The sequence below is a fragment of the Geitlerinema sp. PCC 7407 genome, from assembly GCF_000317045.1.
Taxonomy (GTDB): domain Bacteria; phylum Cyanobacteriota; class Cyanobacteriia; order PCC-7407; family PCC-7407; genus PCC-7407.
This window is the reverse complement of record NC_019703.1, coordinates 552,451-569,096: the sequence shown is the minus strand read 5'-3', so window position 1 is coordinate 569,096 and position 16,646 is coordinate 552,451. Positions and strand designations below refer to the sequence as shown.

The 16,646-nt window shown below is 63.4% G+C and carries 12 protein-coding genes; 5 read left to right on the top strand and 7 right to left on the bottom strand.

Annotated features, from left to right (window positions below; translation table 11 throughout):
- Positions 1 to 132: 132 nt before the first annotated feature.
- The 4 genes from GEI7407_RS02410 to GEI7407_RS02395 all read left to right on the top strand — a co-directional run bounded on the left by GEI7407_RS02410 (position 133) and on the right by GEI7407_RS02395 (position 2,975).
- A complete protein-coding gene (locus GEI7407_RS02410; RefSeq protein WP_015170531.1) occupies positions 133 to 615 on the top strand; it encodes an ATP-dependent zinc protease in 483 nt (160 codons plus the stop codon).
- Positions 612 to 1,517 (top strand): 30S ribosomal protein S6--L-glutamate ligase, encoded by a 906-nt coding sequence (rimK, locus tag GEI7407_RS02405; protein ID WP_015170530.1) that lies wholly within the window; start codon positions 612 to 614, stop codon positions 1,515 to 1,517. The genes GEI7407_RS02410 and rimK overlap by 4 nt, the downstream gene beginning before the upstream one ends.
- A complete protein-coding gene (locus tag GEI7407_RS02400) occupies positions 1,477 to 2,523 on the top strand; it encodes a succinylglutamate desuccinylase/aspartoacylase family protein (protein ID WP_015170529.1) in 1,047 nt (348 codons plus the stop codon). The genes rimK and GEI7407_RS02400 overlap by 41 nt, the downstream gene beginning before the upstream one ends.
- A 203-nt stretch (positions 2,524 to 2,726) precedes the next feature.
- A complete protein-coding gene (locus GEI7407_RS02395) occupies positions 2,727 to 2,975 on the top strand; it encodes a Nif11-like leader peptide family natural product precursor (RefSeq protein ID WP_015170528.1) in 249 nt (82 codons plus the stop codon).
- Positions 2,976 to 3,087: 112 nt separating this feature from the next.
- Here GEI7407_RS02395 and GEI7407_RS02390 read toward each other — a convergent pair whose 3' ends face one another.
- Entirely contained in the window at positions 3,088 to 4,824 is a 1,737-nt protein-coding gene (locus tag GEI7407_RS02390; protein ID WP_015170527.1) for a NupC/NupG family nucleoside CNT transporter, read from the bottom strand.
- 376 nt (positions 4,825 to 5,200) lie between these two features.
- On the opposite strand from GEI7407_RS02390, the gene GEI7407_RS02385 reads away from it, so the two are divergent.
- Complete coding sequence (locus tag GEI7407_RS02385) at positions 5,201 to 5,476, top strand: hypothetical protein (RefSeq protein WP_015170526.1); 276 nt, start codon at positions 5,201 to 5,203, stop codon at positions 5,474 to 5,476.
- 28 nt (positions 5,477 to 5,504) lie between these two features.
- Here GEI7407_RS02385 and GEI7407_RS02380 read toward each other — a convergent pair whose 3' ends face one another.
- The 6 genes from GEI7407_RS02380 to GEI7407_RS02355 form a co-directional block, all read right to left on the bottom strand.
- Positions 5,505 to 6,821: a cytochrome P450 gene (locus tag GEI7407_RS02380; protein ID WP_015170525.1), complete on the bottom strand. Its 1,317-nt coding sequence runs from the start codon at positions 6,819 to 6,821 to the stop codon at positions 5,505 to 5,507.
- Positions 6,822 to 6,924: 103 nt separating this feature from the next.
- Positions 6,925 to 8,478, bottom strand: a complete 1,554-nt coding sequence (locus GEI7407_RS02375) for a DUF4335 domain-containing protein (protein ID WP_015170524.1) — start codon at positions 8,476 to 8,478, stop codon at positions 6,925 to 6,927.
- Positions 8,479 to 8,553: 75 nt separating this feature from the next.
- Positions 8,554 to 9,156, bottom strand: coding sequence for a DUF3038 domain-containing protein (locus GEI7407_RS02370; RefSeq protein ID WP_015170523.1), 603 nt, complete (start codon positions 9,154 to 9,156; stop codon positions 8,554 to 8,556).
- A gap of 180 nt (positions 9,157 to 9,336) precedes the next feature.
- Positions 9,337 to 11,712 (bottom strand): endonuclease MutS2, encoded by a 2,376-nt coding sequence (locus tag GEI7407_RS02365; protein WP_015170522.1) that lies wholly within the window; start codon positions 11,710 to 11,712, stop codon positions 9,337 to 9,339.
- 249 nt (positions 11,713 to 11,961) lie between these two features.
- Positions 11,962 to 13,608, bottom strand: coding sequence for a protein kinase domain-containing protein (locus tag GEI7407_RS19265; protein WP_015170521.1), 1,647 nt, complete (start codon positions 13,606 to 13,608; stop codon positions 11,962 to 11,964).
- 135 nt (positions 13,609 to 13,743) lie between these two features.
- Positions 13,744 to 16,461 carry a CBS domain-containing protein gene (locus GEI7407_RS02355; protein WP_015170520.1) on the bottom strand — a complete coding sequence of 906 codons (2,718 nt, stop codon included), beginning with the start codon at positions 16,459 to 16,461 and terminating at the stop codon, positions 13,744 to 13,746.
- Positions 16,462 to 16,646: the final 185 nt, after the last annotated feature.

Genomic DNA, 16,646 nt, shown 5'->3' with positions numbered 1-16,646 from the left:
CGGGGCGATCGCGCCCCTTTCGCAGGGTAGAGAGACAGGTTTCCCCGAGTGTGATTCACTCGATCAGCGCCAGGTGCGGTGGGTCGAAGCGCGATCGCGGGAAACCTGAGGAGGAACGCCAGAGGACAGGGGATGGAGAAAATCGAATCTCTGCCCATCATTGGCTGGAGAGAGTGGCTGGCCCTGCCCGAGCTAGGCATTTCGGCCATCAAAACCAAGGTAGACACCGGGGCGCGCTCTTCTGCGCTCCACGCCTTTGACCTTCGGCGCTTTTGTCAGGCCGGCCAGGAATGGGTCCGCTTCACCATTCACCCCTACCAGCACGACCTGCAGCAGACCGTGGTCGCGACCGCCCGCGTCATTGATGAGCGCCAGGTGCGGACCTCTAGCGGCCACACAGAGCTGCGTCCGGTCATTCACACGCCGATTCTCTTGGGGGGCTGCCAGTGGCCCATCGAAATCACTCTCACCAACCGAGACGTGATGGGGTTTCGGATGCTGTTGGGGCGTCAGGCCATTCGCCAGCGATTTTTGGTGGACCCTGGCCACTCGTTTTTGCTTAGTTCCCTGCGGCTGCCGTTGCGATCGCCCACTTCCCGCTCTCAGCCTCTATGAAAATCGCGATTCTCTCTCAGAAAGCTTCGCTCTACTCCACCCGCCGTCTCAAGGAAGCGTGCGAAAAACGGGGCCACGACGTCCGGGTCATCGACTATTTGCGCTGCTACATGAATATTGCCTCCCACAAGCCGTCGATCATGTACCAGGGCAAGCTGCTGGAGGGCTTTGACGCAGTGATTCCGCGCATCGGGGCGTCCCAGACCTTTTATGGGACGGCGGTGGTGCGCCAGTTCGAGATGATGGACGTGTTTACCGCCAATGAGTCCCAGGCGATCTCGCGATCGCGGGACAAGCTGCGCTGTCTCCAGCTCTTGGCCCGCGAAGGCATCGGCCTGCCGGTCAGCGGCTTTGCCCACTCCACCAAGGATATCGAGGGCCTGATCGGCATCGTGGGGGGTGCGCCCCTGGTGATCAAGCTCCTCGAAGGCACCCAGGGCATCGGGGTGGTGCTGGCGGAAACCTACCAGGCCGCCAAGTCGGTGATTGAAGCTTTTCGGGGCCTCAACGCGAATATTTTGGTGCAGGAATTTATCAAAGAAGCTGACGGGGCCGACCTGCGCTGCTTTGTGGTGGGGGGCAAGGTGGTGGCAGCCATGAAGCGCCAGGGCGGGCCGGGAGAGTTTCGGTCCAATCTCCACCGGGGCGGCACGGCCACGGCGATCAAGCTGACGCCGGAGGAGCGCAGCACGGCGGTGCGGGCCGCCAAAATCATGGGGCTGAATGTGGCGGGGGTGGATTTGCTGCGATCGAATCACGGGCCGGTGGTGATGGAGGTGAACTCATCCCCGGGCCTAGAGGGGATCGAGGAGGCCACCCAGGTGGACGTGGCCAGCAAGATTGTTATGTTTTTAGAGAAAAATGCAACACGGCCCAAGGGGCGCGATCGCGTGCAGCACTGACAACGCCAGGGAGCAGTCCCCGGCGATCGCCTTTGAGTTTGAGTCGGTCAAAATTGGTCCCGGCGAGCGGCGACGCCTCGAAATTCCCATCGCCCGCCTGCCCACCCACGCCCTGGTGTCGCTGCCCGTGACGGTGATTCAGGGTACCGGCCCGGGGCCGCGCCTGTGGCTGAGCGCCGCCATCCACGGCGACGAGCTCAACGGGGTCGAAATCATCCGGCGGGTCCTGAACCGCGTCGATCCCCAGACCCTCCAGGGCACGCTGATCGCCGTCCCCATCGTGAATGTGTTCGGCTTTTTGGACCAGTCGCGCTACCTGCCCGATCGCCGGGATCTCAACCGGTCCTTTCCGGGGTCGGTGCGGGGGTCTCTGGCGTCGCGGCTGGCTCGCCTATTTATGGAGCGGGTGGTCAAGCAGTGTACCCACGGCATCGACCTGCACACCGCCTCTCACCACCGGGTCAACCTGCCCCAGATCCGCGCCAACCTCAGCCACCCCGAGACGCGGCGCTGCGCCCAGGCCTTTGGGGCACCCCTGATGATCCATGCAGCGGTGCGGGACGGCTCCCTGCGCCAGGCCGCCGCCAATCTGGGGATTCCGGTCTTGCTCTACGAGGGGGGCGAGGCGCTGCGATTTGATGAGGAGGCGATCGCCGCCGGAGTCACGGGCATTTTGCGGGTGATGGCGGCCCTGGAGATGCAGGCGGATTGGCCCGGTCCGGCCGCGGCGCCGTCGATAGAAATTCAGCAAACGCGCTGGGTGCGATCGCCCCACAGCGGCATCCTGCACCGCCAGGTCAAGCTCGGCCAGTGCGTCCAGCGCCAGCAGGTGCTGGGCTACATCGCCGACGCCTTCGGGGACAGCCCGGTCACCGTGCGATCGCCCTGGGACGGCATCGTCATCGGCTGCACCCGCAATCCCTTGGTGCATCAGGGCGACGGCATTTTTCACCTGGCGCTCCAAACGGCCCATTCATCGCTTGATCCCTCGCCAAAACCTATCTAAAGCGTGGTGAAAGGTTTTCCTCAATTGGGCAACCTAGATAGTTGGGCTCTAGTAGTTGGGCAATCTAGTACTAGAGCCGCGTGTTTCCGAGCTTAAAAGTCTCCTGATCTTGGCAGCCAAACCACGCTCATTCTCACCGAGTCACGACGGCGAACCAGGCAGGTCAATCTACTCACTCTGTGTTTCCCAAGGAGCAAGGAACAATGTCAAAAGAGCGCGCCAGTGATTTTTTGGAAGCGATCGCCCAAGATGAAACCCTACGTCATCGTTTTCAGGGCGTTGAAGACGGCGAAGCCTTTTTGGCGATCGCCGACGAGATGGGCTACACCTTCAGCATCGGAGAGCTCAAGGAAGTCATCGGCGAGCTGAGCGAAGGGGTCCAAACCCGACGCCACACCGGCGTTTGGAAGTGGCTCCGCAGCGACGCTAGCTGGCTTTGGAGCAAGGTCTGAAGCAGACAACCAAGGGGGCGATCGCCCAAACATTCGAAATCAGCGGGAGAGTCGACTCTCCCGCTGATTTTTGCGTCAGCGCGGCAAAGCGCCTCGCCCAGAGTCGCTAGGCCTAGGGCGACGGCGAAGCAGTCGGTGAGGGCGATGCGGCTGGCGGCGCGACCGGAGAGGCTGAGGCCTCTGGCGAGGGCGAAGCCGCCGGAGAACCAGGAGCCGGGGACGGTGACGCAGCCGGTGACTCTGGCGCAGCCGGGGCTGGGCTGGGCGTCGCGCCGGTTGGGGGAGTCCCTGGCATCGCCGGAGCAGCCGGACTGCCGGGCGCTGCGGGCGTCACGGAGGGGGCACCAGGAAACGGCGAAGTCGCGGGCGCGGCTGGGGCCGTCTGGGCAGGCACTGGCTGCGAGCCACGCCCCAGGATGCTGGGGTCTCCGTTATCGAAGATCCCGGCCACGCAGCCGATCATCAGCGTCGCCAGAGTCCCGATAAATAGCGCTTTCCAGCCGAGCTCAGAGATATCTTTGCGCCGCGAGGGAATCAGGGCGATCGTCCCGCCGACAAAGATCCCCACCGACGCCATGTGGGCAAATCCCGACAGCGCGTAGCTGACAATCAGCACCGTGCGATCGCTCAGTGCGCCCGCCGCTGCCAGCTGGCCAAGCTGCTGATAGGGCGGAATCGCGGTCTTGAGCAAGCGGCTACCAATCAAGATCGACGCCTGCCAGGACTCGTCGTAGGGCACCCCGGTCAGCAGCGTAAAGGGATAAAACATCACCCCCAAAATATTGTCGAGGGTCACCACCTGGAACACCTGGCCCACCGGCTGCAAGAACGCGTAGGAGGAGTTTTGCAGGCCCGCCAAGGCTGCGAAAATCTGGTCGATCAGGGACACCAGACCCAGGATCAAAATCAGCACAGCGCCAATGGTCACCGCCATCCGGAGACCGTCAATGGCGCCGACGATCGCCGCGTCCACGGGGCTCACCCGCTCGATAGGCTCCCCGCCCACCGTTTCTTGGGGCGCGCCCTCAGTGGCAAACTCTTCGTGGCCATCTGCAAACTGCTTTTCTTCATCGAAGCCCGGACGAGTTTTGAGGCCTTTATTGGGCTTCTCTTCCTGGGGAATGCCGCCCGCCGTCAGGGGAATCTCCGTCTCCGGCACCAAGATTTTGGACAAGACAAAGCAGGCTGGAATCGCGATGATGGACGCCGAGACCAGGTGCACCAAGATATTGGGGAAGACGTCCTGGAGAGCCCGCACATAGATGGCCAGGGTCGAAGAAGCCGCCGTCCCAAAGCAGCAAGCCAAGATCGCGCAGAGCTCGCTGCGGGTCATTTTGGCCAAGAAGGGCTTGACGACGATGGCGGCCTCGATGCCTACGAAGATATTCGCAGCGCCGCTGAGGGCCTCTGCGCCGCTCAGGCGCATCACTGCGTAGAACAGCTTCGCAAAGAAGTTCACGACGGGCTGGATCACGCCAATGTTGTAGAGCAGGGCCATCAGGCCAGCAAAGAAGACCACCGTCGGCAGCACCCGAAAGGCAAAGATAGTCCCAATACCGGGAGTGGGCGCCTGGCCAATGGGCGGAATCAGGGCCGGGCCAAAGACGAAGCGCGCCCCCACATCCGCCGCCACGAAGACGCCATCTAGCAGCCGACTAAAGGCTTCGAGGGCGAATTTGGTGGGCGGGAACCAGAAGACAAGCAGGCCCAGGAGGAGCTGGAGGCCAATTCCCCAAAAGATAATGCGCCAGGGGACGATGCGTCGATTCTCGGAGAACAGCCAGGCGATCGCGCACAGGCCAAACATGCCGAGCAGCGAAATAACGTTTAGATATATCGGGTGAGCCATAGGCCAAGTCCTCAATCGGGTGCAAAGGCAAAACGGCCGGGGGTTACGTTGCTTTGGCGGGGTAGGCGGAGAGCCCTAGAGGCAGGCCAGATGGCCAGACCCGAAGCCAACGAGGAGAATTTCCTCTAAAGTGGCTTGCGGCGGGCATTCTGTAGCGAAATGATACACCCAAGAAAATACTGGAAAATATTACGTTTTCTGTGTGTTTTGGCGGACATCCTTCATCTGGAGGATGCGGTTTTGGCGAGAGGGGGGCGATCGCCGATCGGGAGCACACCGAGCGGGGGACGCTAAGATCAGGGCCAAAGGCTCAATATTAGGGCCTTGCTCCGCGGTTGAGCGGCCTCTTTTTCTGCCCATTCGCCTCAGGACGCCCATGGACGCCTTTGACCCAATTTCGCCCGAGTGGACTCAGCAGGCAACCCACGCCCACGGCTTTTGCTGTCCCGTGTGTCACCGCGGGCCTCACGATGCCCTGCGCGTGTGGCTCAATCGGCGATCGCCCGTGTTCACGCCCGGAGCGGGCCGCAAGTGGCAGGAGTTTTATAAGTGTCAGTGCGGCGCGGCCTGGTGGGCCTGGAGCAGCGATCGCCCGCCCTCGCCCCTCCAGCCCGCCGACCGAGCCGAGGGGTCAGCCCCCGATGAGTTTTGACCCCAGCTTGCCCACAGAGGCCGCCCGTCTAGCGACGCCCAAAGCGAACCTTCAGACCATCTTGGGGATGGGGCGTTGGCACTGCCGCCAGAGACAGATCCTGATTGGGCAGCAGTTCCCAGGTGTACTCGCGGGCCAGCAGCGCCGCAAACAGCTTCATTTCGAGGCGCGCAAACTCTTTGCCCAGGCACTCTCGCAGACCCGCCCCAAAGGGCACATAGCCGCCAAAGGCCGGACTGCCCGCTTCTGAGCCAAAGCGCTCTGGATCAAACTGATCGGGGTTGGGATACAGCTGACCGTCGCTGTGGGTGCTGCCGATTTGGTAGAGCACCGTCCAGCCTTCCGGGATTTGGTAGCCCTGAAACTCGCAGGCTTTGAGCACCCGCCGGAAGCCACCGCCCACCGGGGGAATCAGGCGCAGCACTTCCTTGAGCACCTGCTCCAGGTAGGTCATCTGCTTGAGGTTCTCGAAGGTCAAGGGCAGGTCCACGCCGAGGCTCTCCTGCTCGGCGCGCACCTTGGCGAAGACCTCCGGATACTGCGCCATCAGCAAGCAAAAGGAGGCGATCGCCGAGGTGAGGGTTTCATGGCCCGCAAACAGCAGCAGCAGCACCTGCTCCTTGAGCTCTTCGAGGCCCAGGCGATCGCCGTTTTCGTCCTCCGCCGACAGCAGCAGCCCCAGCGCATCGGTCTGAGACGCGGGCATCTGCTGGCGCTGCCGAATCAGCCGCTCCAGCTCCACCATCATCTGCGATCGCGCCTTCATCGCCTTGCCAAATCGCGTCCACGGCAGCTCAATGGGCAGCATAAACAGCCCCGCGCACCACGTCTCAAAGTCATCGCAGAGTCGGGTTTGGGACGCATTGTCCACCCCCACCAGCAGCTTGCACGCCACATCAAAGGTGTACTTGCGCAGCTCAGGGTACCAGGTCAGCTCCCCCGTCTGGGTCCAGGCCCGGACATAGCGCTGGGTAATCGCCAGCATCGTCTCGGCGTAGCTCGCCAGCGCCCGCGGCTGGAAAGCCTGATAGAGAATCTTGCGGCGGCTCTGGTGCTCCGCGCCATGCTGCAACGCCAAAGACGCATTGCCCAGCAGGCGCCGCGTGCTCGTCGGCCACGTCACCTCAAAGCTCTGATTTTCCTGGGTCAGCACGAAACGGTTGGCGTCAGCGCCCTTCAGCACCACCGTCGGCTGCCCAAAAATCTGCGTCTTGAACACATCTCCATACTTTTGATGGCGCTTTTGGGCAAACTTGCCGTCTGTGACAAAGGCCAGCGACTCACCAATGACAGGCAAGCCGAAGGAGCCAGGCGGAACGGGTTTCACATTGTTGGTTGCAGTCATAGTGCCAATCGAGTGTTGCCAGCATTGTCTCTAGTATCAGACAAGGGTTCTGGCAATTGGCAACCTGACTTGACTGCGTCTTTGGGTTACCGGAGAAGCAGCGTTATGGACTTTCGAGGAAGGTTTGCACTTCGCCGTTGGGACTCAGGACCACCCGCAGCACCGGCGTGCGATCGCCCTCCACCGGCGACACAAAAGGCTCTCCCATCAGCGGCATCGCCGTGCGATCGAGATAGGTTTCCGACGCCTGCCCCAGGGGCACAATCTGCTGAATGGAGCCGTTGGCGTTCAGCACCAGCCGATACTCCAGCGTCTGGCTCAGGCCCTCAGGCGGGCTCCACTGCTGCCGGAAATACTGCCGCGCCTCCGCCACCTGGGGAATGGTATCAAAGGCCGTTTCGGTTTGAGGGGCTGCGGACCGAGCCATGCCTGCGGCGGCTTCTCCGTCCGCAGGGGCTGCTCCCAGCGACAGCGACGATGCTGCGTTTTGGTCCGCTAGCGGATCGCCGCCCAGCTTCGCAGCTCCCGCCTCCGCCCCGGGAGGAGCGGGCTCTACCGGCGCTGACGCGATCGCCGTTTCGGGAGATTCAGCCTGGGTCTGGGCCGGTGCCTCCGCAGGAGCAGCCCCGCCCCCTTGAATCGGCGCCACCGGGATTCCCGTCACCACCGACGCGCCGGGATCTTCTACAACTGTCTCTTGTTGAGGGGCCGGAACTACGGTGGTTGAGGTACCCGGGACCCCTACCGAGGGCAGTGGCTGGCCTGCTTGGGTGCCGCTCCCAGCAGCGCCCGGAGACGGCAAAACTTGTCCCGAGGTCGCTGGCGGCTTGGGCACCAGGGCAATGGAGGGCTGCTGGGATCCAGGCGGAGGCGGCGGGGGCGTTGCAAAGTCCGTAGGCCCTTGATTGGCCGTGGGAGCATTTAGCTCCGAGCTAGCCGTCGTCGCGACGGGACTGTTGATAGAGTCCACCCACTTCACCGCGCCGGTGGTCAGCCCCACCGTCACCAGCACCACAGCCGCTGTGCGCAGCCACGTCGGCGGTGCCTGGACCCAAGCGGGCCGCTCCAGGGTCGGCATCGCCAACACATCCACAGTGTATTCATCGAGGGCCGAGGCGAGGTCAAAAAGCTGCAACAAACTCAGGGTGACGACCGCTTGCTCAGCGCTCGGGGCCAGCTTCCCCAGGGTCAACTGGTGGGACAGCCGGCCCTGGGGCGCCAGGACCAGGCCCAGCGCTTCGGCGCGGCCGCGCGGCGTCAAGGTGCCGTCTACCAAAAAGAATTCCGAGCCGCTACTGGCAACGGGTTCGGGGTCTGGCGCTAGGGAAATGGTTTCTCCGGACTCGTCCCAGGGCGATCGCGCTAAGGCAGGATGAAGAGAGCGCGGGACCGCCTCCGGTTCGAGGGACGACTGAACGAGCAGGCCCTGGACATAATCTGAAACGACGTCACACAGAGCCTCTAGCTGAGCGCGATCGCCGTGAATGACAATCTGCTGATCCTCCGGCAGGCGCGGGTCATCAAAGCGCAACTGAAACCGCAGGTTTTTCAAGACCGGTCTCCCAGCCCAGCGTGAGAGCGGCGAGTCCTTTGCAGCCACTTCGAGGGTGCAGGTCGGGGGAGTATACCGTCGCCGAACTGAGGGGGACAAAATCATGGCAGGTCTTCTGAATACGTCGAGCGGAGAGAAAGAACGACAGCTCTGGTCAAAGCAGGCCCAAACAAAGCCCAACTATTTCCTGGCAAGGGGAGTACTGCGATCGATCAGGGCCAGCCAAAGTCGTCGAGGACCACTCGGAGCACTGTAAAAGAGCAAATCGATCAGCAGCTTCAGCGCGAGGGGCGTCAGACTATCGGGAGAAACCTCTTCGCCATCCTCCATGCGCTCTTGATAGGTATTGCTGAAGGCATCAAGATAGTCACCCAGCAAAGAAGCCTGGTGAGGCTCTCGGTCTTCAGCCGTCATTTGCTCTAGCAACACCACCGCCCGCCGAATCAGCTCTTGATGCTGTTTCGCCAGGTGGCAGATGATCAGCACGAGGGCTCGCGCTTCCTCAACATCCAATTTTTTGCGTCCACCCTGGCCTTTGCGGAGCGGACTCGACTGACGCAGTCGCCACAGCGCCACGCGGTCAGCCACCACCGCCGCCAAATCAAGATCGTTCGCTGCCTGGAGGATGGCCTCCGAGGTGATGCCCGTCAAAGCTTCGAGGGCAAGCAGCACCAGATCCAGCTGGGCTTTGATGTTGTCCAACTGCACTGGGTCTGGTTGGGAGATCAGGGGCAGCTCTTCCCAACTCCGATTTGAGGGGGGCGACTTGACTGTAGAGCGCATAACTTCAGGATAGGAGATGGCGTTGGATTCAGCCTAGCAGTTACACATCTGGAAACAGACACCCGATTGTGCGATTCCAAATCTGGTCGTCACATTCCGTTACGCACCGCTGAGACGGCACTATCGCCACTGCTGCTGAGAAAACGCCGCCAGAGTCAGCCGGACGCCGTGCTGCACACTCTAGTGCACGTGGACCACCGTTACGCCGGTGCCGCCATCGGCCTGCTCGGCGGGCTCAAAGCGGCTGACCTGGGGATGCTGCTGCAAGAAAGCATGGATGCCTTGGCGCAGTTTGCCGGTGCCGTGGCCGTGGATGATCCACAGCGGCCCGTCGGCTTCGGCGATCGCCCCTTCTAGGACAGTTTCAGCTTCGGCCACTCGCTTGCCGCGCACATCCACCGTATTGCGGGAGGTCCGAATGGCAGGCGCTGGCGGCGGCGGCGGCATCTCGGCCACAGCCTTGGGGGGCTTGGGCGGACGCTCGGGCTTCTCCCCTTGCAGCGACTCAACGTCTTCTAGGGCGACCGTCATTTTCATCAGGCCAAAGCGGACGGTCATCTCGCCGTCTTCGTCGGGGGCGGTTAGGACCTCGGCGGTCTGGCCCAAACGGGGAATGCGCACGCGATCGCCCACCTGGGGCTGAAAGCCCGGCTTGGGTTTGGGGGCCGCTTGCTGAGAGGGCAGCTGGCGCGTGGCGATCGCGTTGAGGTTTTGGGTCGCCTGCTGAGCGCCCTGGGCGGTGGGTCCCCGCTGGAGCTGCTTGATCACCTGGGCAATTTCGCGGCGGGCCTGGGCGATCGCCTCTTGGACCGCCCGCTCCTGCTCCTGCTGCAAAGCCTGCTCCCGCTGCTTCAGCAGGCCCGCCTTGCGCGCCACCTCCGCATGGAGCTGCTCCGCCTGCACCAAAATTTTTGCCGCTTCTGTCGCTTTGTCTTCCTGGCGACGGCGCTGCGCCTCTAGGCCCGCAATCACCTGATTGACCTCTTCGGAGGCACTGCCGCCGACCCGCTGCTGGGCCTGGGCCACCACCGAGTCCGATAGCCCCAGTCGCCGCGCGATGGTCAAGGCATTCGATCGGCCCGGAATACCCCACAGCAGGCGGTAGGTGGGCGACAGGCTGACGTCGTCAAACTCCACCGACGCGTTTTCGAAGCGATCGTCCTGGTACTTGAGGGCCTTCAGCTCGCCAAAGTGGGTCGTGGCCACCGTCAGCTGGGCCGCGTCCGCCAGGGTTTGCAGCAGGGCAATGGCCAAGGCGCTGCCTTCGGTGGGATCGGTCCCCGCACCCACTTCGTCGAGGAGGACCAAAGAGTCCGGGGTCACACGGTCCAAAATGCGAACGATTCGGCGAATATGCCCCGAAAAAGTCGACAAGCTCTGCTGAAGGGACTGCTCATCGCCAATATCGGCCAAAATCTGGTCAAACCAGGGAATTTCCACCGGTTCTCGGGCCGCCACATACAGCCCTGCCTTGGCCATGAGGGCCGCTAGGCCCAGGGTTTTCAGGGTGACGGTTTTGCCGCCCGTGTTGGGTCCGGTGATGGCCACCACCCGGAGCTGGGGCTGGATCATCAGATCAATGGGGACAACGGCGCTGCCCTGCTCGTGCTGCTGCTGCCACACCAGCAGGGGATGGCGCAGCGATCGCAGCGTCACCACCTCTCCCGCCGTTCGCTGGACAAAGCGGGGCACGTTGCCGCCCAGCCAGAAGCTGTAGCGGGCGCGGGCCGCTGCCAGGTCCAGCGTGGTGACAATGGCCAACAGGCGCTCTAGGGTCGGCAGCACCTCCGCGATTTCGGCGGTCAGTCGGCCCAAGATCACCGCTTCTTCGGCTTGCTCCTGGCGCTGGAGCTGGCGCAGGCGGTTGTTGCGCTCGACCACCGTGTGGGGCTCGACGTAGAGGGTCGCGCCGCTGGTGGAGGTGTCGTGGACAATGCCGGGAATGGCGTCTTTGTGGGAGGCCTTGACCGGAATCACGAAGCGATCGCCCCGCTGGGTGATCACCGACTCCTGCATAGCCTGGGACTGGCGCTGCATGATCCGAAACAGGGTCTGGCGCACTTCCTCGCGCTGGCTGCGCTGCTTCTCGCGAATCTCCGCCAGCTTGGGGCTGGCCCGGTCCATCACTTCGCCGCGATCGTCAATACAAAAGTGAATGCTCTGCTCGATTTCGGGATAGGTGCGCAGCTCTGAAACCAGCTCCGTCAGCACCGGCATGTCGGCTTGGTCGTCGATCACCCGGCGCAGGTTTCTGGCCCCGGCCAGGGTCGTCGCGATGGCCAGCAGCTCCTCCCCCGACAGCACGCCCTGGCGCTCAGCCCGCTCAAGGGACGGCCCGATATCCATAATCCCGTCAAAGGGCAAGCCGCTGGTTTGGCGACTTTCTAGGCGATAGACCTCCTCGGTTTGGGCCAGCAGTCGCTGGCTCTCTTCGAGGCTGGCCGCTGGCTGCCAATGGCGCGCTGCCACCGTGCCCAGCTTGGTTGACGCAAAGGTTGCCAGGTGCTGGCACAGACGGGGCCATTCCAGGAGATCAAGGGTTTCAGATGCAATCAAAGGGCGATCGCTCAAAGCAAGTTTCACTTCATTCAGGCGAGGGGACAAACGAGCAATTCAGGCGATCGCAGACGGTAGCCACATCCTGCGATCTATCCGCAAGCCACGCACACTTTCAGAGACCCAAGCCCCTTTAAAAGGGGCGCTCCTTAGGCAGCAGAAGGAGCATGCTTGGGCAGCCCGTGGCCCTGGCTTCTTCTAGCCTAGCAGATTTAGATTACGCGTACTACAAGGATTACAAGCGAGGTGCTAGGACATGGGGGGCGGCGGCGCTTCCATTTGGGAGGAGGCGGGTGGCTCTGGCGGCGGCAGGGGCGGCAGCTCCGGTTCGGGCATTGGCAAGGGCTCCGGCTCCGGCGCGGGCTCAGGGGCCGGGGGCGCGGGGGGCGGGGCCTCCTGCACCGGCGGCTCGTATACGGGGGCGGGTTCTGGATCGACGGGCTCTGGCGCGGGAGCGGGGTCAGCCGGAGCAGGCTCTGCCTCATAGGCCGGCTCCTCATAGGCCGGTGCCTCATAGGGGTCTGGCTCAGCAGGCTGCCACTCTTCGTAGGTGGGCGGCGGCTCGATGGGCGCTTCGTAGGGCTCTTCGCTCCAGGTGTCTGCTGGCAGCTCGGCCGGAGGCGGCAGGTCTTCGTCCTCCGCTGACTCTGAGATGGGCCACTGGTCACGCCGGGGGAAGGTTTGCTCTTGGCGCAAGAAGGACGGTCGACTCAGGATGCCCTCGGCGATCGCGCCGGAGCGCCAGAGCCAGCCGAGGCTTGCCCCGCCCACCGTCGCAAACAGGGCCGTTAGCAAGAGCGCGCGGGGAAGGGCGCGATCGCCCGGGGGAGAAGACGTTGAGGTCACTTTGGAGGGTGTTCCTACCGAGGGTTGGGGAGAGGGAGCGGGGGTCAAGGGAGCAGACGGGGAAGCTGGGCGGGCCGCCGCGGGGGCAGGCTGCGCAGGGGGCGGGGCCATGGCTGGCTGGGGGGTTGGCGGGGGCGTGGCTCCTCGGGGCACCGTCGGCAGGCTGACTGCGGCAGCCCTGGGCAAGGCTGGAGAAGACGGCGGCTTCGGAGCGGAGGAGGGTGGAAGGCTGGGGAGGGCGATCGCCCCCGAGTCTTTTAGGGCCTGGAGCCACTGGTCAACTTTTTGCGGCCGCTGGGCCGGTTCTCTCTGGAGGCCCCAGGCGATCGCCTGCTCCACCGGGGGGCTTAGCGTCGGACACAGGCGACGCAGCAGCGGCAGCGACAGCCCCTCAAAGCGCAATTGATCAGCGATCGGCGGTTTTTTCCCCGTTAGCAGCGCAAACAGCGTGGCGGCCAGACTATAGATATCCGTCGCTGCTGTCAGAGCGCTCTGGGATTGCTGGACCTCGGGCGCCGCATAGACCGGATCAAGCCAGCCCGAAGTGACAGCGCTGGGGCCGAGCAGCGCGCCCAAACCGGGATCAACCAAGATTAGATTCGGCGTTCCCCACCGCTGGACCAGACGCTGAGGCTGCACGCCGCCGTGGCGCAGGCCGCCTTGGTGCAGCACAGCCACGGCTTGCGCCACCGACCGAATTCCTTGCAGCGCCTCCGATTCTTCCAGGGGAGCCTGTTTCACGCGCTCGACAATCGAGGCTCCCGGCACAAATAGCGTCACCCAAAAGGCGCGATCCTGCTCTTCAAAGCAGTCAACCAGGGGCTCGAGGTGGCGATGGGGCAGCTGGATCAGGCGACGCCCGAGATCCAAAAAACGCTGGCGATCGCGCTCAGAACTGGGCTTTGACGGCACCGGATCGGCCAGCGCCTTGACCAACACCGGCTGATTTCCCAGCAGGCTTTGGTAGACGACCAGCAAACTGCCCGCCTGCTGCACCGCACCGAGGGTGTATTTGCCATTTTGCAAGACCGCTTCCGACGCAAGGGTCATAGGTCAAGCCCAGTTCATAAATGTTTAGAGACAAAGGTCCCGACCATCAGTTTCCGTGGAAGGTCTTGGGAATGTCAAACCGCCGCCGCTAAACCCTGACCAGCGGAAAACAGCCAAAGCCGCTGGGCCAGGGCTTCAAAGTTTTTGGGGAAAATGGGTAGCCAAAAAGGCCTCTGCCGCCGCGCGATCGCCCACTTGGCCATCCAAAAACGCCGCAAGGAGCTGCTCTAGCATCTGCTTAAATTGACGCCCTGGCTTGTAGCCGAGTGCCTTGAGATCGTTGCCATCTAGGGGCGGCTTGGCCTCCCGCCAGCGGCTGAGGTAGCGCCACACCACCCGACGCAAGGGGCGATCGCCCCTTGCCCCAATCAAAATCAGGGTCGGCACATCGTAGCGCTGTAGCTGCTGAGCCATTTCACTCGGGCGATCGCAGGTCAGCAAGCCTTGGCGCACCGCCGCCTCCCGCGCCGCCAGCTGGCCCAAGCGATCGATGCTGTCCACCGGCAGCTGAAACTGCTCCGCCACCCGCACGCGATCGCCCCCCGGCAAATAGGCCAGCATCATTTCCAGCAGCATTTGCCAGTGCTCCAGGCTTTGGGCCGCATCAAAGCGCTCTAGGCCCCGATTCACCAAGCACAGCTGCCGCCACAGCTCCGTCGTCAGCTCCAGATCCCCGTGGATGCAGCGCAGCGCCCCCAGATCCGCCAGCAGCTTGAGAGCCAGCCGCCAGTACGGCGCCTGCAAGATATACTTCAGCTCGCTTTTCAGGCGCGTCCCCAGGGCCGGGACCAAGGCATTTTCATCCTGGGACCGGTGATAAACGCCGCTCTCGATGGCGTAGCGAATAAACCCCTCCGTTTCCGGCTCGATGCGGAAGCCCAGACGCACCGCAAACCGCACCGCTCGATAGATCCGCGTCGGGTCTTCGATGAAGCTGTTGGCGTGGAGCACCCGAATTTGCGCCGCCTGCAAGTCCAAAAAGCCCCCAAAAAAGTCCAGCAGCTCCCCTGCCCGAGGCTGCGTCAGGCGCACCGCCAGCGCATTGATCGTAAAGTCTCGCCGGTACAGGTCTTGGCGAATCGAGCTCGCCTCCACCTCAGGATTGGCCGCCGGGTAGGGATAAAACTCAGTGCGAGCCGTCGCAATGTCGATCCACAGCGAATCGAGGTCCGGATCGCGGTGCCACAACAGGGCCGCCGTCTGGAAGCGACCGTGCACCTGCAAACGGCCATTGGGATACTGCACCTGCATTTCCCGCGCCAGCTCCACACCCGCCGCCTCCGTCAGCGATCGATGAAATCCGTCCACCACCAAGTCGATATCGCTGATCAGTAGGGTGTCTTCGGAGTCAGCCAGCAGCAGATCCCGCACCGCACCACCCACCAGGTACAGGTGCCAGCCCCGGCGCTCCGCAGCCGATGCCGCCGCCATGAGCACCGCCCACAGGGCCGGTGCCAGGCGATCGCGCAGCATCTCCAGGGACAAGTCGCACCAGGGACGGCGGCGCGTCAGGCCCTCCAGAGCATCCTGCTCCGAGGGGCGCTGCTGATGAAGCTGGCGCAGCACATCGGTCCGCGTCACGATGCCCACCAGCTGACCGTTTTCGACCACCGGCAGGCGACCAATGTCGTAGGTCACCATCAGCTCCTCAACCTCTGGCAGCAGCGTTTCCGGCTTGATGGTTTTGACCTGGGACTTCATGTAGCCCTTGACCGGCGCATGGCTAAAGCCGTGGTGCAGCGCGATGTCGAGATCCCGGCGGGAAATAATGCCCACCAGCTGATCGTCGGCATTGACCACCGACAGGCCCGAATGGCCGTAGCGCAGCAGAATGCGCTGGGCTTCGCCGATCGTTGTGTCTGGGCGAATGGTGCGCACAGGAGACGACATCAGCTCGCGCGCGGTCGGCGGATCGGGAATCCGCTCGCGCAGCGTCGCCACCAGCCCATCGAGGGTGGCCTGGGGATCGACGCCCCGCAGAGTCGCCGTGGCAGCCCGGGGGTGGCCACCCCCGCCCAGGGACTCCATCAGCGAGCTCAGGTCCAGATCGTCTAGGCGCGATCGCCCAATGAGATTGAGCCGCTCCTCGTCAGAGTCATCCCCCACGGGATAGTGCGCCCCCAGCAGCAGCACTTCGCTCTCGGTCAGCTCCATCAGCTGGGAGGCCAGGCTCGACAATCCCGGCACATAGGACTCCGTAGGCAGCAAGACCCAGGACAGCACGGTCCCCTGGACGGTCTCAGTGTGCAGCGTGTCCAGAGCCACCGCCAGCAGATCCTGGAGCTGGGGCGAAAAGCCCGGCTCCACGTAGTCGGCGATCGCCCCCAAACTCGCGCCCTGATCCATCAGCCACGCCAGCGCCCGAGCATCCCGCGCCGTCGCCTGCCCAAAGGTCAGCGACCCCGTATCCACATGAATTCCCAAGGCCAGCACCGTGGCCTCCGGCACCGTCAGCGTCACCTCCGCCGCCTGGAGCTGCTCCACCACCAGGGTCGTCGTTGCTCCCACCGCCGCGATCTGGGTTTCGGTAGCCGGAATGTCGCACTCCGCAGTGAGGTGGTGATCGTACAGAGTTACTGCCTTGAGGTGGGGCAAGTCCAGCCACTCCGCCGCCTTACCCAGGCGATCGCGCCGCTGGGCGTCCACCACGGTGATCGAGCGAATGCGCTGGGGATTCACCGATCGCCGCTCGATGAGGGAATACTCGTCCCGGTGCAGCGCCAAAAAGTCCCGCACAGCCGGATGGCAGCCGCCCGTTAGCACAATGCGCGCTCCCGGCAGCAGGCGCGTCATCCCCACCGCCGCCCCCAGAGCGTCAAAGTCCGCTGTCGTATGACACAGCACCAAATCCATAAATCAGGCGTCTCAGCTATGCGCAAGGGTTCCAGTCTGTTTGCCCAGGAGCCAGTTATCCCAGACTCAGGGCGATCGCTACTGTGATCCTAGTGAATTGCGCCTGTCAAGAACCAGCCGGGGCGATCGCCCTCTCCCTTTTTGTCGAGATCCCCGCCTTTCCTGCGCGAGAAAATGGCCAGAGA

Coding starts and splice junctions, on each gene's coding strand:
- GEI7407_RS02410 (WP_015170531.1), top strand. CDS start 133: ATGGAGAAAATCGAATCTCTGCCCATCATTGGCTGGAGAGAGTGGCTG.
- rimK (WP_015170530.1), top strand. CDS start 612: ATGAAAATCGCGATTCTCTCTCAGAAAGCTTCGCTCTACTCCACCCGC.
- GEI7407_RS02400 (WP_015170529.1), top strand. CDS start 1,477: ATGCAACACGGCCCAAGGGGCGCGATCGCGTGCAGCACTGACAACGCC.
- GEI7407_RS02395 (WP_015170528.1), top strand. CDS start 2,727: ATGTCAAAAGAGCGCGCCAGTGATTTTTTGGAAGCGATCGCCCAAGAT.
- GEI7407_RS02390 (WP_015170527.1), bottom strand. CDS start 4,824: ATGGCTCACCCGATATATCTAAACGTTATTTCGCTGCTCGGCATGTTT.
- GEI7407_RS02385 (WP_015170526.1), top strand. CDS start 5,201: ATGGACGCCTTTGACCCAATTTCGCCCGAGTGGACTCAGCAGGCAACC.
- GEI7407_RS02380 (WP_015170525.1), bottom strand. CDS start 6,821: ATGACTGCAACCAACAATGTGAAACCCGTTCCGCCTGGCTCCTTCGGC.
- GEI7407_RS02375 (WP_015170524.1), bottom strand. CDS start 8,478: ATGATTTTGTCCCCCTCAGTTCGGCGACGGTATACTCCCCCGACCTGC.
- GEI7407_RS02370 (WP_015170523.1), bottom strand. CDS start 9,156: ATGCGCTCTACAGTCAAGTCGCCCCCCTCAAATCGGAGTTGGGAAGAG.
- GEI7407_RS19265 (WP_015170521.1), bottom strand. CDS start 13,608: ATGACCCTTGCGTCGGAAGCGGTCTTGCAAAATGGCAAATACACCCTC.
- GEI7407_RS02355 (WP_015170520.1), bottom strand. CDS start 16,461: ATGGATTTGGTGCTGTGTCATACGACAGCGGACTTTGACGCTCTGGGG.